This is a genomic window from Dermatobacter hominis (assembly GCF_020715685.1).
GTDB classification, from domain to species: Bacteria; Actinomycetota; Acidimicrobiia; order Acidimicrobiales; family Microtrichaceae; genus Dermatobacter; species Dermatobacter hominis.
Window position 1 is genome coordinate 763,320 of sequence record NZ_CP085840.1, and the last position, 13,962, is coordinate 777,281.

The following is a 13,962-nucleotide window of genomic DNA, read 5'->3' on the forward strand; positions in this document are numbered from 1 at the left end:
CGCCGGGTCGTGTGCGCCGGGCCGGCGTCAGCTGCGACCGGCGAAGGCCGGGAAGTAGCCCCGGGCGGTGCCGCGGGCGACGCCGTCGAACATCTCGCGCGACACCTCGCCCCCCTCGGAGTGGGTCGACTCGAGGGCCAGGATCAGCGCCGTGCCGATCACGGCCCGGGTCGAGATGGGCGTGAGGCCGACCTCGACGCCGAACCGCTCCTCCACCCCCTGCCACGCCGACGCCAACCGGTCCATGGCGACGGCGAAGTGCTCCCGGTAGAAGCGCGTCGCCACCTCGGGGTCGCCAAAGAGGACGAGCCCGAGCAGGGGCAGGACCTCGGCGAGCATCGAGGTGAGCGTCTCGTACACGTCGGCGAGGGACTCGAGCTGGCGCTCGGCCGGGAGCGGGAACTGCCGCTCCAGGTCGGCCGTCGCCTCGACCAGCGCGTCGACGGCCTCTCGGAGCGGCTCGACGACCGCCTCGTAGAAGAGCTGGTCCTTGCTCTCGAAGTGCCGGTAGATCACGCCCTCGCTGATGCCGGCACGATCCGCGATCGTCCGCATCGTCGTGCCGTTCATGTCGCCGGTGTCGCCGAACGACTTCCTGGCCGCCTCGAGGATCGAGCGCCGCCGCTCCTCGGCGGTCAGCCGCCGTGCCCTCGGCCTCCCCTCGACCGGACCCGCGGTCTTCGCCATCCCTCACCTGCCTTCGGAGCGTCCGGCCGCCGCTCCCGACGACCGGACGCCCATGATACGGCGAGTCGGGCGTCTGCGAGCGATCGATCACTCCGCAATACAAAGTGAGCCTTCACTCGTCTACGGTGCGGGGAGCAGATCCACACTCCGACGACCATCCAGGGGGGACGGCGAATGGGTGAAGCAACGATCGTCGCGACCGCACGGACGCCCATCGGGACCGCCTTCAAGGGCACCCTGAAGGACGTCGACCCGTACGCGCTGGCCATCCACGCGGTGTCGAGCGCGGTCGAGCGGGCCGGCCTCGACCCCGCGGCCTACGACGACGTGGTGCTCGGCGAGTCCCGCTACGGCGGCGGCGACATCGCCCGCTACGCGGCGATCGAGTCCGGTCTCGTCGACGTGGCCGGCCTCGCCCACAACCGCCACTGCGCCTCCGGGCTGGCCGCGGTCACGACGGCCGCAGCCGGCATCCGTGCCGGCATGGACCGGGCGGTGGTCGCCGGCGGCGTCGAGTCGTCCTCCACGTCGCCGCGCAACATGCGGCGGGTGCCGGGCACCGACGAGTGGGACGCGTGGTCACCGCCGAGCCACCTCTCCACCCCCGACGCCCCGAACGAGGACATGACGATCACGGTCGGCTGGAACGCCGCCGTCGAGACCGGTGTGACCCGTGAGGAGATGGACGCCTGGGCCTTCCGCTCCCACCAGCGGGCGATCGCCGCGATCGACGAGGGCCGGTTCGCCGACGAGATCGCGCCGATCGACGTGGCCCTGCGGGACGGGACCACGACGACGTTCGCCGTCGACGAGCACCCCCGGCGCGACTCCACGCTCGAGAAGCTCGCGACCCTCAAGCCGATCCACCCCGAGATCGACGGGTTCAGCATCACCGCCGGCAACGCCTGCGGCGCCAACGACGGCGGCGCTGCGCTGGTCATCGTCGACGACGCCCTGGCCGCGTCGGAGGGCCTGGAGCCGCTCGGGGTGGTGACCGCCTGGGCGTCGGCCGGCGTCGAGCCGGCCCGGACCGGCCTCGCCCCCACCGTCGCCATCCCGAAGGCGCTCGACCGTGCCGGTCTCTCGATCGGCGACGTCGACCTGTGGGAGATCAACGAGGCCTTCGCCTCGATGTGCGTCGCCACCACCCGGATCCTCGGCATCGACGAGGAGATCGTGAACGTCGAGGGCAGCGGCTGCAGCCTGGGCCACCCGGTCGCCATGACCGGCGCTCGCATGATCATCTCGATGGTCCACGAGCTGCGCCGCCGGGGCGGGGGCAACGGCGTCGCCGCCATGTGCGCCGGCGGCGGCATGTCGACCGCCGTGGTCGTGCGGGTCTGAGCGGCTCCGACGATGCTCGTCCGACCCACCCCGGACCAGGAGTTCCTGCGCGAGACCACGGCGCGCTTCCTCGCCGACAAGGTCCCGCCGTCGACGATCCGGGCGCTGCGCGCCGACGACGACGGGTTCACGCCCGAGTACTGGCGCCAGGGCGTCGAGCTCGGGTGGACGCACCTGCTGGTGTCCGAGGACCTGGGCGGCGGCTCGGCCTCGGGCGCCGGGATCGTCGACCTGTCGCTCATCGCCCACGAGTTCGGGCGGTGCGCCGCCCCCGGTCCGCTGCTCGTCAACGCCGTCGTGGCGGGCGCGCTCAGCGAGGCCCGCGGCCACGACGACGTGGTGAAGCGGCTCCTGACCGGCGAGGACCTCGCGACCTGGGCGTTCCTCGACGGACCCCGCCGCGACGAGGCGTCCTCGCAGCGGCTCCGCATCACCCCCGACGGCGACTCGCTCGTGCTCGACGGCACCAAGCGACCCGTCGAGTCGGCGTCCCGCTCCGACCACCTCCTCGTCACCGGCACCTCGCCCGACGGCCCGACGCAGGTCCTGGTGCCGGCCGGGACGCCGGGCGTCTCGACGGCCCGCATGCACAGCGTCGACCTGACCCGCCGCTTCGACGTCGTCACGTTCGACGGCGTGCGCGTGGGCGCCGACGCGGTGGTCGGCACGGTGGGCGGCGCGGCCGAGGCCGTCGAGCGCCAGCTCCGGTGGGCGCTCGTCGTGTCGTGCGCCGAGGCGGTCGGCGCCATGCAGACGGCGTTCGACATGACGCTGGCGTGGACGTCGGACCGCTACTCCTTCGGGCGGCCGCTCGGCTCCTACCAGGCGATCAAGCACCGCATGGCGCACATGAAGACCTGGCTCGAGGCCGGCCACGCGATCACCGACGACGCGGCCGCCGCCGTCGCGGTCGACGCGCCCGACGCCGGCAAGCTCGCCAGCGCCGCCGCCGCCTACGTCGGCGAGCAGGGCAGCGAGCTCATGCAGGAGTGCGTGCAGCTCCACGGCGGCATCGGCGTCACGTTCGAGCACGACCTCCACCTGTACCTGCGGCGCCAGACGCTCGACCGGGCGCTGTACGGCACCCCGTCCGAGCACCGCAGGAGGGTGGCGGCCTTCCTCGACCGCGAGGTCGAGGCCGAGCTCGGGAGCGGTGCCGCATGACCACCGAGCCGCTCGACGACTTCCGGGCCCGGGCCCGGGCCTTCATCCGGAGCGAGGTGGGACCGGCCCGGTCCTCGACGATCGCCGGGCTCCGGGTCACCGGCACCGACGAGGACGACCTGCGCGAGGTGCAGCGCGACCGCGACCTCCAGCGCATGTTCTTCGACGCCGGCCTCGCGGGCATCACCGTGCCCGTCGAGTACGGCGGTCAGGGGCTGACGCGGGCCCACCAGGAGGTCCTCAACGAGGAGCTGCTCGGCTACGACTGCCCCGTCCGCAACCAGGTGCCGACGATGACGCCGTGCATGGCCGTCCTCCTCGACTTCGGCACCGAGGAGCAGAAGCGCACCCACGTCCCCGCCATCCTGCGGGGCGAGGAGCTCTGGATGCAGTTCCTCTCCGAGCCGAGCGGCGGGTCCGACGTCGCCGGCGCGCTCACGACCGCGGTGCGCGACGGCGACGAGTGGATCCTCAACGGCTCGAAGGTCTGGACGACCGGCGCGTGGTGGTCCGACTGGGGCCTGTGCCTCGCCCGCACGAACTGGGACGTGCCCAAGCACCGGGGCCTGTCGGTGTTCATCTTCCCGATCGACGCCGAGGGCATCGAGGTCCAGCGGATCGAGATGCTCAACGGCAACATGGACTTCTGCCAGGAGTACCTGACCGACCTGCGCGTGCCCGACTCGAACCGCGTCGGCGAGGTCGACGACGGCTGGACCGTCGGCACGCGGTGGATGTTCCACGAGCGGATGGCGTCGAACTCGCCGTACGTGACCCGCCCGACGGAGCAGGAGCTCGCCTCGGTCGACGGACGCAACATCCGCAGCGTCGCGATCGAGGGCGGCCGGGCCGACGACCCGGCGGCTCAGGAGCGCGTCGGCGAGGCCGAGGTCCTCGCGCTGGTGGGCAGCGCGCTCGGTCGGCGGATCGGCGCGGGCGTGCTGAGCGGCGCCATGAGCGACCAGGCCTCGGCGATCGGGCGCCTGTTCGGGGGCCTCAGCCTGGTGCGCCGGAACACGATCGCGTTCGAGCTGTCGATGAGCGCGGGCGCGGCCTGGACCGACGACGACGGCGCGCTCGAGGCCCGGGGCGACGACTTCCTGATGCGCCAGTCGAGCTGCATCGGCGGCGGGACGATCGAGATGGCCGCCAACGTGATCAGCGAGCGGGTGCTCGGCATGCCGCGGGAGCCGGCGTTCGACCGCGACCGGCCGTTCCGCGAGGTGCCGAGGGGGCCGTCCCAGGCCTGACCGGCACCGGCGGGAGCAGTCGAACGAGAGCGCAGGGGCACGACCGCAGGGGGCGTCGTGCCGACACCAAGGGGGAACCATGAGAGTCGTCGTCCTCGGAGCGTCGAGCGGGCTCGGCCGCTGCGTCGCCATCGGCCTGGGCAGCGCCGGACACGACGTCGCCCTGCTCGCGCGTCGGAAGGACCGCCTGGACCGCACCGTCGAGGAGATGGGCGGTGCCGCCACCGCGATCGAGTGCGACGTCACCGACGAGGTCGGCTGCCACGAGGCGGTCGCCGAGGCGGCCCGGCAGCTCGGCGGCATCGACGCCCTGGTCTACGCCACCGGCGTGGGCACGCTCGGCCACCTCGCCGACATGGACGCCGCCACGTGGACCCGGACGCTGGCCACCAACGTCGTCGGCGCCGCGATCGCGACCCAGGCCGCGCTCCCCCACCTCCAGGCGTCCGACGGGCGGGCGATCTACTTCTCGTCGGTGTCGGCGTCGATGACCCCGGCGTGGCCCGGCCTGGGGGCCTACATCTCGAGCAAGGCCGCGCTCGACAAGATGGTCGAGGCGTGGCGGATCGAGCACCCCGAGGTCGGCTTCACGCGGCTGATCGTGGGTGACTGCGGCGGCGGCGACGGCGACTCGGCGATCGGCTTCACCGAGGGCTGGGACATGGACCTCGCCGTCGAGGTCGGGCGCACCTGGTACGAGAAGGGGTACATCGCCGGTGCGCTGCTCGACGTGCAGGACCTGGTCGACGCCGTCGACGGCGTGATCCGGCTGGGCAGCTCGGCGGTCGTGCCGACCATGGCGGTGCTGCCACGGGTCCCGCGGGCCCAGGGGTGAGCGTGCCCGGCCGCCGCCGATCCGTCGGAGGGCGCCGCCCGTGATGTTCGGGCTGCGGTTCGACCTCCGCCACCCGGACCTCAGCCCGGTCACCGCCAGCGAGCGGTACCGCGCCTGCGTCGACATGTGCGAGTGGGCCGACGCTCGGGGTGCGGTCTTCATCGGCCTGAGCGAGCACCACGGGTCCGAGGACGGCTACCTCCCGAGCCCGCTCACGCTCGCGGCCGCGGTCGCGGCCCGGACGTCGAGCGCGGTCATCAACGTCGCCGCGCTGATCGCGCCGTTCCACGACCCGCTGCGGCTGGCCGAGGACGCCGCGGTCGTCGACCTGATCAGCGGCGGCCGCCTCGCCCTGATCGTCGCCGGCGGCTACGTGCCGAGCGAGTTCGAGATGTTCGGCGTGCCGATGTCGGAGCGGGCGCAGCGGGTCACCGAGGCGATGACGACCCTGCGTGCTGCGTGGACCGGCCAGCCGTTCGAGCACCGTGGTCGCACCGTGACCGTCCGGCCGACGCCGACCTCCGAGGGCGGACCGATGCTGCTGATGGGCGGCACGTCCGAGGGGGCGGCCCGGCGCGCGGCACGGCTGGCCGACGGGTTCGTCCCGTCGGACCTGGCGTGCTGGGAGCACTACCGCGACGAGTGCCTCGCCCTCGGCAGGCCGGACCCCGGTCCGAGTCGCGCCGCGGCGGGCGGCGAGGTCGTCGTGCTCGCCGAGGACCCGGAGGCGGCGTGGGAGGAGCTCGGGCCGTACTTCCTCCACGAGACCAACGCCTACGGGCGCTGGCAGCAGGAGTCGGGCCTGCCGACGCCGTTCGCGGTCGCGTCCGACGTCGACGAGCTGCGCGCCGGGGACCAGTACCGGATCCTCACGCCCGACGAGCACCGGGCCGAGGTCGAGGCCGCCGGCGACGAGGCGTTCGTCGTCCTGCACCCCATGGTCGGCGGCATCCCGCCCGACCTGGCCTGGCGCCACCTCCACCTCTTCGAGCAGACCTTCCTCACCTGACCGCCGCGCCCGCGATCTCGGGGACGTCCCCGACACGGCCCCGTCGCCAAACCCGGGGACGACGGATCGCTCGGCGAACGACCATCCCCACGTTCGCCGACGGAGGGCGGCTGGGCGTCCCACCCACAGGGACGGCGAGAGCCGAGTGAACGCTCGCCCACTACGATCGCGGCACGTGCACAGGGGGGCTGCGCACCGACAGGAGGCAGAGCCGTGCAGATGGACGACATGATCCTGGTCAGCATCGACGACCACATGATCGAGCCGCCGGACCTGTTCGAGCACCACGTGCCCGCCAAGTGGCTCGACCAGGCGCCCAAGGTGGTGCGCAACGAGAACGGCGTCGACGAGTGGCACTTCCAGGGCTCCGCGACGTCGACCCCGTTCGGCATGGCCGCCACGGTCGGCTGGCCCCGTGAGGAGTGGGGCTTCAACCCGGGCTCCTACTCCGAGCTCCGCCCCGGCTGCTTCGACGTCCACCAGCGCGTCCGGGACATGGACGCGAACGGCGTGCTCGCCTCGCTCAACTTCCCGACGATGGCCGGCTTCAGCGCCCGGACCTTCAACGAGGGCGAGGACAAGGACGTCGCCCTCATCATGATGAAGGCCTACAACGACTGGGTCATCGACGAGTGGTGCGCCGAGTACCCCGGTCGGTTCATCCCGCTCGGCATGGTCCCGAACTGGGACCCCGAGGTCGCCGCCGAGGAGGTCCGCCGCCTGGGCGACAAGGGCTGCCGCTCGATCAGCTTCCTCGAGACGCCCCACGTGTACGGCCTCCCGAGCTTCATGTCGGGCCACTGGGACCCGATGCTCCAGGCCATCTGCGACACCAACCAGGTGCTGTCGCTGCACATCGGGGCCGGCTTCGAGGTGATCCGCCGGCCGCCGGAGGCACCGGTCGACCACCTCATGGTGCTCGCCACGCAGATCGCCGCCATCACCGCCCAGGACCTGCTGTTCGGCCCGACGCTCCGGGCGTTCCCCGACCTGCGGATCGCCCTGTCGGAGGGCGGCATCGGCTGGGTGCCCTTCTACCTCGACCGGATCGACCGCCACTGGACCAACCAGTCGTGGCTGCACGACGGCACGGAGTTCGGCGGCAAGCTGCCGTCCGAGGTGTTCCGCGAGCACTTCCTCTGCTGCTACATCACCGACCCCTCAGGGCTCCTCCTGCGCGACCGGATCGGACTCGACAACATCGCGTGGGAGTGCGACTACCCGCACACCGACACGACCTGGCCCGAGTCGCCCGAGTTCTCCTGGAAGGAGCTCCAGGACGCGAACTGCACCGAGGACGAGATCCACCAGATCACCTGGCAGAACGCCTGCCGCTTCTTCGACTGGGACCCGTTCGCCCACACCGCGCGCGAGGACGCCACGGTCGGCGCCCTGCGGGCGCAGGCGACCGACGTCGACGTGACCCGGATGTCGCGGGCCGAGTGGAAGCAGCGCAACGAGGCAGCCGGCGTCGGGGTCTTCTGACCGTCGCCCGGGCGCGGACGCCGCCGATCCACGGGCCGCAACCTCGTTCTCGCGCTACGGTATCGCCGTTCTCATCGGCCGTCCCACCCAGGGGGACACCGGGTGCGGGCAGGGCCGTCCGGGGGGAACGGAACTGCGACACTTGCCACACCTCGGGCCCAGTGCCCGGCGATCACACCACATGACAGCGATGGACAGCGTCGTCGACCGACGACCGACCACCGGGGGGACCATGCGACCAGTCCGATCTCGCGATCGACGGACGTTCCGTCGACTCACACTTGCACTCGCCGCCGTGACCGCGCTGAGCCTCGGCGCCGCGGCCTGCGCGGACGACAAGGCCGCCGACTCCGGATCCAGCACCACGTCCTCCGACTCGGGCGGCGGGAGCTCCGACGACATCCTCGGCACCCCCGACCCCGCCACGGGCGACCCCGTGAAGGTCGGCGTCGTCTCCGACGGCGCCACCCAGGCGTTCGACAACACGTCCGAGCTGGTCGCCGCCAAGGCCGCGTCCGACTACTGGAACGAGTACAAGGGCGGACTGGCCGGGCACGAGGTCGAGACCGTCACGTGCGAGACCAAGGGCGAGCCGACCGGCGCCACGGACTGCGCCAACAAGATGGTCACGGAGGGCGTCGTCGGCGTGGTCGTCGGCCAGTCCGCCGTGGCCGCCGACATCTGGAAGCCGCTGCACGAGGCGAAGGTCCCGGTGATGTTCCTGGCCGCGAGCGGCGAGGGTCCCCTCACCGACCCCGACAGCACGTACAACCTCTCGAACGGCTACGGCACGCTCTTCACGCTGCCGGTCACCGTCGCCGAGCAGAACGACACCGACAAGGTGGCGTTCGTCGTGATCGACGTGCCGCAGGCCCTGGAGGCGTTCGACGAGGCGGCGCCGCAGATGCTCGATGCCGCCGGCCTCGAGTACGACCTGATCAAGGTGCCGATCGGCACCGCGGACATGACCCCGCAGATGCAGCAGGTGAAGGACAGCGGCGCCGGCGTCGTGCAGGTCGTCGGCAACGACTCGTTCTGCATCGCGGCGTTCAACGGCCTGAAGGCCGTCGGGTACGAGGGCGACATCACGGCCGTCACGCAGTGCATCACCGACGCCACCCGCGAGGCCGTGGACCCGTCGGTCCTCGAAGGGATGTACATCACGGCCACCTCGACCGTCGGCGCCGAGGAGGACGAGGGCTACCAGCTCTACAAGGCGACGATGGAGAAGTACGCGCCGGGCACCGAGCCCAACGACAGCATCCCGATGAACGCGTGGGTCTCGATGATGTCGTTCCTGACCGCACTCGAGAAGCTCGACGGCGACGTCACCGCCGAGTCCGTCAACACCACCATCAAGGCGATGGACAAGTCCCTGATGCCGGGCGCCGGCGGCATCGAGTACCAGTGCAACGGCAAGGCCAACCCGGCGACGCCGGCGGTCTGCACCGCGCAGGTCCTGCAGGCGCAGCTCGACGGCGAGGGGAACCCGTCCAGCTACTCGGTCGGCGAAGCCGTGGCGGGCTGAGCCGGACCACCTACCGTCCCTTCCGGGGCCGGGGAGCCCGCTCCCCGGCCCCGCCGGAGTCGTCGTGAACCACCTGGGCAACCTCCTCCTCGGCATCGGCAACGGCGGCGTGTTCGCGGCCCTGGCCGTCGCGCTGGTCATCACGTACCGGAGCTCCGGCGTGGTCAACTTCGCGACCGGCGCCATCTCGCTGACCGCCGCCTACATCTACGCCGGGCTGCGGAAGGGCGAGCTCCTGCTGATCGTGCCCGGGCTGCCCCGCTCGGTCGACGTGGGGGCGCCGCTCAACTTCGCGTCGTCCGCGCTGATCGCGCTCGCCATCGCCGGCGCGATCGGGGCCCTGCTCCACCTGTTGGTCTTCCGACCCATGCGCAACGCGCCGCAGCTGGCCAAGGCGGTCGCCAGCCTCGGGGTGCTCGTGGTGCTCCAGGGCACCCTCGCCACCCGCTTCGGCACGGCGCCGATCAGCGTGGCGCCGCTGTTCCGCTCGGAGCGGTGGGAGCTGGGATCCGTCGGGGTCCTGTCCGATCGCTTCTACCTCGCCGTCACCGTGCTGGCGCTGACGCTGCTGCTGGCGGCGGCGTACCGGTTCACCCGCTTCGGGCTGCTCACCCGGGCTGCGGCGGAGTCCCAGACCGGTGCGTACATCAGCCGCATCTCCCCCGACCGGATCGCGCTCGCCAACTGGGTCATCAGCGCGGTGGTCGCGGGCATCGCCGGCATCCTCATCGCACCGCTGAGCCCGCTCACGCCGATCACCTACACGCTCTTCGTGGTCCCGGCGCTGGCCGCCGCGGTGATCGGCCGATTCGAGTACCTGCTGGTCGCGGCCGTCGCCGGGCTCGGGATCGGCATGCTGCAGTCCGAGGCCACGTCCATGTCCAACTACGACTGGATGCCCGCGACCGGCGGTGCCGAGCTCGTGCCGCTGATCGTCATCATCATCGCCCTGCTCGTCGCCGGGCGCGACATGCCCGCCCGGTCGGGGCTCGTGCGCCAGCCGCTCGGCCGGGCCCCGCGGCCCCGGTCGCTGCTCACGTGCACCGTCGCCGGCACCGCCGTCGGGGTGATCGCGCTCGTCGCGACCTCCGGCGAGTGGCGGGCGGCCGTGATCGCCTCGATGATCGCCGGCGTCATCGCCCTGTCCCTCGTCGTCGTCACCGGCTACGCCGGGCAGGTCTCGCTGGCCCAGCTCGCCTTCGCCGGCGCCGCGGCGTTCACCCTCAGCGCCGTCACCACCACCTGGGACCTGCCGTTCCCGATCGCGCCGATCGTCGCTGCGCTCGTGGCCACGGTGGTCGGCGTGCTGGTCGGCCTCCCGGCCCTCCGCCTCCGCGGCGTCGCCCTCGGCGTGGTGACCCTCGCGCTCGCCTACGCGATCGAAGCGGTGTGGTTCCGCAACACCGACATCGTCGGCACCTCGGGGGCGAACATCGAGCCGCCGAGCCTGTTCGGCATCGACCTGGGCGTGGGCGTCGGCGCCGCGTTCCCCCGGATCGAGTTCGGCCTGCTCTGCCTCGTGACGCTGGTCGGCGTCGCCCTGGGCGTCGCGCTGCTGCGCCGCAGCGCGCTCGGCTCGGCCATGCTCGCCATCCGGGCCAACGAGCGCTCCGCCGCCGGCGTGGGCGTGAACGTCACCCGCGTCAAGGTGATCACGTTCGCGATCAGCTCGTTCATCGCCGGGCTCGGGGGGTGCCTGATGGCGTACCGCCGGACCACGGTCACGTTCGAGTCGTTCACCGCGCTGGGCGGGCTGGCGCTGCTCGCCACCGTCTACCTCGCCGGCATCACGTCGGTCTGGGGCGGTGTGCTCGCAGGCATCCTCGCCAGCGCCGGCATCGTGTTCTTCCTCATGGGCCGCATCTTCGAGCTCGGCGGCTGGTACGACGTGATCACCGGTGCCCTCCTGGTCGTGACCCTGATCACCAACCCCGAGGGGCTGGCGCTGTTCGGCCACAAGCTGGCCGAGCGACTCCACCTGCGCCGGACGGCCACCGCGGCCGAGCCGACCGCCCCGACCGCCATCGACCTCGTCACCCCGGTCGAGCCGCGCCGCACGGCGGGCCCCGCGGAGCTCGTGGTCGGCGACCTCTCCGTGCACTACGGCGGGGTCACCGCCGTCAGCCACGTCTCGTTCGACGTCCCCCCGGGATCCGTCGTCGGGCTGATCGGCCCCAACGGCGCCGGCAAGACCAGCGTGATCGACGCCGTCACCGGGTTCGCACGGGCGGACGGGTCGGTCCGGCTCGGCGATGCCGACGTGTCGAGGATGCCGCCCCACGTGCGCGTCCGGCGCGGCATCGCCCGCACGTTCCAGTCGCTCGAGCTGTACGATGACCTGTCGGTCGAGGAGAACGTGAGCGTCGCCGCCGAAGGGCTCCCGCCGGGCGAGCGCGGCGACGCGATCACCGCCGCCCTCGTGCAGGCCGGGATCTCCGGACTGCGGGCGCGGGCCGCGGGCGACCTGAGCCAGGGCGAGCGCCAGCTCGTCTCAATCGCCCGGGCGTGCGTCACGAACCCCCGCGTGCTGCTCCTGGACGAGCCGGCGGCCGGGTTGGACCGCGCCGAGCGCCTGCAGCTGAGCGACCGCATCCGCCACATCGCCGATGCCGGGACGGGCGTGCTGCTCGTCGACCACGACGTGTCGCTCGTGCTCGGCGTCTGCCAGCGGATCATCGTCCTCGACTTCGGCGCGGTGATCGCGGCCGGGACCCCCGAGGAGATCCGCAACGACCGCATGGTCGCCGAGGCGTACCTCGGCGGGGTGCACGACGAGTCGGAGGTCCCGGCGTGAGCCGGCGACCGCTCGAGCGCCGCGCCCCGGGCGTGGTGGCCGTCCGCACGCCCAGCCCCCGGGAGGTGGTCGCGTGACGGCCCGACTCGAGTGCCGGAACCTCACCGCCGCCCGGGAGACGATCACCGTCCTGCGCGACCTCGACCTCGACGTCGACGCCGGGCAGGTCCTCACGCTCCTCGGCCCGAACGGCGCCGGCAAGACCACGCTGCTGCTGACCCTCGCCGGGCTCCTGCCGGCCCGTGCCGGCTCGGTGTCGGTGGACGGCGTCGAGCTCCGCAACGCCAGCGCGACCCAGGCCAACCGCCACGGCGTCGTCCTGGTGCCCGACAACCGGTGCCTCTTCACGTCGCTCACGGTGGAGCAGAACCTCGCGGTCCCCCGACGGCGTGGGGGGCCGACCCCTCGCGACATGCTGTCCACGTTCCCGGCGCTCGAACGGCGCTGGAAGGTCTCGGCCGGCGCGCTCTCGGGCGGCGAGCAGCAGATGCTCGCGATGGCTCGTGCCCTGATCCAGGAGCCGAAGGTCCTCCTGATCGACGAGATGAGCATGGGGCTCGCGCCGCTCGTCGTCGAGTCGCTGTTCCAGGCCGTCCGAGCCATCGCGGCGGAGCACGGGACGGCCATCGTGCTCGTCGAGCAGCACGTGAAGCTGTCGCTCGAGGTCGCGGACGAGGCGATCGTGCTCAACCACGGTCAGGTCGTCCTCCGGGACCGTGCCGAATCGCTGCGCCACGACGACCGCGTCGAGCGCGCGTACTTCGACGACACGGGCGACGCCGTACCGTCCGGCGACGGCGCCACGTCGTTCGCGCCCGCCGGTCCGGCCGCCGCCCACGAGCCGCTCGACGGGCGCAGCGACGGCCACGCCGCACCCCAGGTGGGCTCGAACCCGAACGGCTGACCGCCGTCTACGAGGGCGGGCCGGCCGCCCCGTCGGGTGCGGCGAGCGCGGCCTTGGCCAGCGTGTTCTCGGCCAGGCGCATGTGGGCGGCGTCGACCAGCCGGCCGTCGCGGCCGATCGCACCGACCCCGTCGGCCTCCGACGCCCGGTAGTCCTCGATCGCCAGCCGCGCCGCCGCCACCTCGTCCTCCGTCGGCGCGAACACCTCGTGCGCGATGGGGACCTGTCCGGGGTGGATCGCCCACTTCCCGTCGAAGCCGAGGAGGCTGGCGTGCTGCGCGGCGCGCCGGTAGCCGTCCGGGTCCTGGTACGCGGGGTACGGCGCGTCGATGGCGTCGATGCCCGCCGCCCGCGCCGCGGTCAGGACCTGCGCCCGGGCGAAGTGCCAGAAGTCGCCGGGGTACTCCCCCACCGGCTCGAAGTTGCCGTCGACCCGCGCCCGCTGCGACGCCGACAGGTCGCCGGCGCCGAAGATGATCGCCTCGAGCCGTGGGCTCGACCGGGCGATGGCGGCGGCGTCGGCGAGGCCCGCCGACTCCTCGATCAGCACCTCGAGGCCGACGCGGTGATCGGTGCGCAGCTTGGCCTCGAGCTGCGTGAGCAGCACGTCGACCCACCACACGTCCCGGGCCGACCGGGCCTTCGGGACGATGAGGACGTCGAGGTGCTCGCCCGCACCGGTCACGACCTCGACGACGTCGTCGTGGCACCACGGGGTGTCGATCCCGTTGATGCGGACGGCGCGCACCGTGCGGCCCCAGTCCAGCTCCCGCAGCGCGGCGACCGCGGTGGCCCGTGCCGCCTCCTTCGCCGACGGGGCGCACGCGTCCTCGAGGTCGAGGAACACGAGGTCCGCGCCCGACGAGGCCGCCTTCTCGCACATCCGCTCGTTGCTCGCCGGCGTGGCGAGCTCCGCTCGTCGGATCCGGGTTCGTCGCACCGGGACCTCCTCGGGCCGGTCC

Annotated in this window: 11 protein-coding genes; 9 read left to right on the forward strand and 2 right to left on the reverse strand. The window is 72.7% G+C overall.

Annotation, left to right across the window (positions count from 1 at the left end):
• Nucleotides 1-27: 27 nt before the first annotated feature.
• Nucleotides 28-687 carry a TetR/AcrR family transcriptional regulator gene (locus tag LH044_RS03605; RefSeq protein ID WP_227758437.1) on the reverse strand — a complete coding sequence of 220 codons (660 nt, stop codon included), beginning with the start codon at nucleotides 685-687 and terminating at the stop codon, nucleotides 28-30.
• A 174-nt stretch (nucleotides 688-861) separates the two neighbouring features.
• Here LH044_RS03605 and LH044_RS03610 point away from each other — a divergent pair, with 174 nt between their 5' ends.
• The 9 genes from LH044_RS03610 (at nucleotide 862) to LH044_RS03650 (ending at nucleotide 13,000) form a co-directional block, all read left to right on the forward strand.
• Entirely contained in the window at nucleotides 862-2,031 is a 1,170-nt protein-coding gene (locus tag LH044_RS03610) for a thiolase family protein (protein ID WP_227758438.1), read from the forward strand.
• A 12-nt stretch (nucleotides 2,032-2,043) separates the two neighbouring features.
• Entirely contained in the window at nucleotides 2,044-3,195 is a 1,152-nt protein-coding gene (locus LH044_RS03615; protein ID WP_227758439.1) for an acyl-CoA dehydrogenase family protein, read from the forward strand.
• Nucleotides 3,192-4,445 carry an acyl-CoA dehydrogenase family protein gene (locus tag LH044_RS03620; RefSeq protein WP_227758440.1) on the forward strand — a complete coding sequence of 418 codons (1,254 nt, stop codon included), beginning with the start codon at nucleotides 3,192-3,194 and terminating at the stop codon, nucleotides 4,443-4,445. Before LH044_RS03615 ends, LH044_RS03620 begins: the two co-directional genes overlap by 4 nt.
• Nucleotides 4,446-4,524: 79 nt before the next feature.
• Nucleotides 4,525-5,280 carry an SDR family oxidoreductase gene (locus LH044_RS03625; RefSeq protein WP_227758441.1) on the forward strand — a complete coding sequence of 252 codons (756 nt, stop codon included), beginning with the start codon at nucleotides 4,525-4,527 and terminating at the stop codon, nucleotides 5,278-5,280.
• A 43-nt stretch (nucleotides 5,281-5,323) separates the two neighbouring features.
• Nucleotides 5,324-6,289, forward strand: coding sequence for an LLM class flavin-dependent oxidoreductase (locus LH044_RS03630; RefSeq protein WP_227760058.1), 966 nt, complete (start codon nucleotides 5,324-5,326; stop codon nucleotides 6,287-6,289).
• Nucleotides 6,290-6,502: 213 nt separating this feature from the next.
• Nucleotides 6,503-7,774: an amidohydrolase family protein gene (locus LH044_RS03635; protein ID WP_374210530.1), complete on the forward strand. Its 1,272-nt coding sequence runs from the start codon at nucleotides 6,503-6,505 to the stop codon at nucleotides 7,772-7,774.
• A gap of 295 nt (nucleotides 7,775-8,069) precedes the next feature.
• Nucleotides 8,070-9,302, forward strand: a complete 1,233-nt coding sequence (locus LH044_RS03640) for an ABC transporter substrate-binding protein (protein WP_227758442.1) — start codon at nucleotides 8,070-8,072, stop codon at nucleotides 9,300-9,302.
• 64 nt (nucleotides 9,303-9,366) lie between these two features.
• Nucleotides 9,367-12,096: a branched-chain amino acid ABC transporter permease/ATP-binding protein gene (locus tag LH044_RS03645; RefSeq protein WP_227758443.1), complete on the forward strand. Its 2,730-nt coding sequence runs from the start codon at nucleotides 9,367-9,369 to the stop codon at nucleotides 12,094-12,096.
• Nucleotides 12,097-12,169: 73 nt separating this feature from the next.
• Complete coding sequence (locus tag LH044_RS03650; protein WP_227758444.1) at nucleotides 12,170-13,000, forward strand: ABC transporter ATP-binding protein; 831 nt, start codon at nucleotides 12,170-12,172, stop codon at nucleotides 12,998-13,000.
• 7 nt (nucleotides 13,001-13,007) lie between these two features.
• Here LH044_RS03650 and LH044_RS03655 read toward each other — a convergent pair whose 3' ends face one another.
• Nucleotides 13,008-13,940, reverse strand: coding sequence for an HpcH/HpaI aldolase/citrate lyase family protein (locus LH044_RS03655; RefSeq protein ID WP_227758445.1), 933 nt, complete (start codon nucleotides 13,938-13,940; stop codon nucleotides 13,008-13,010).
• Nucleotides 13,941-13,962 lie beyond the last annotated feature (22 nt).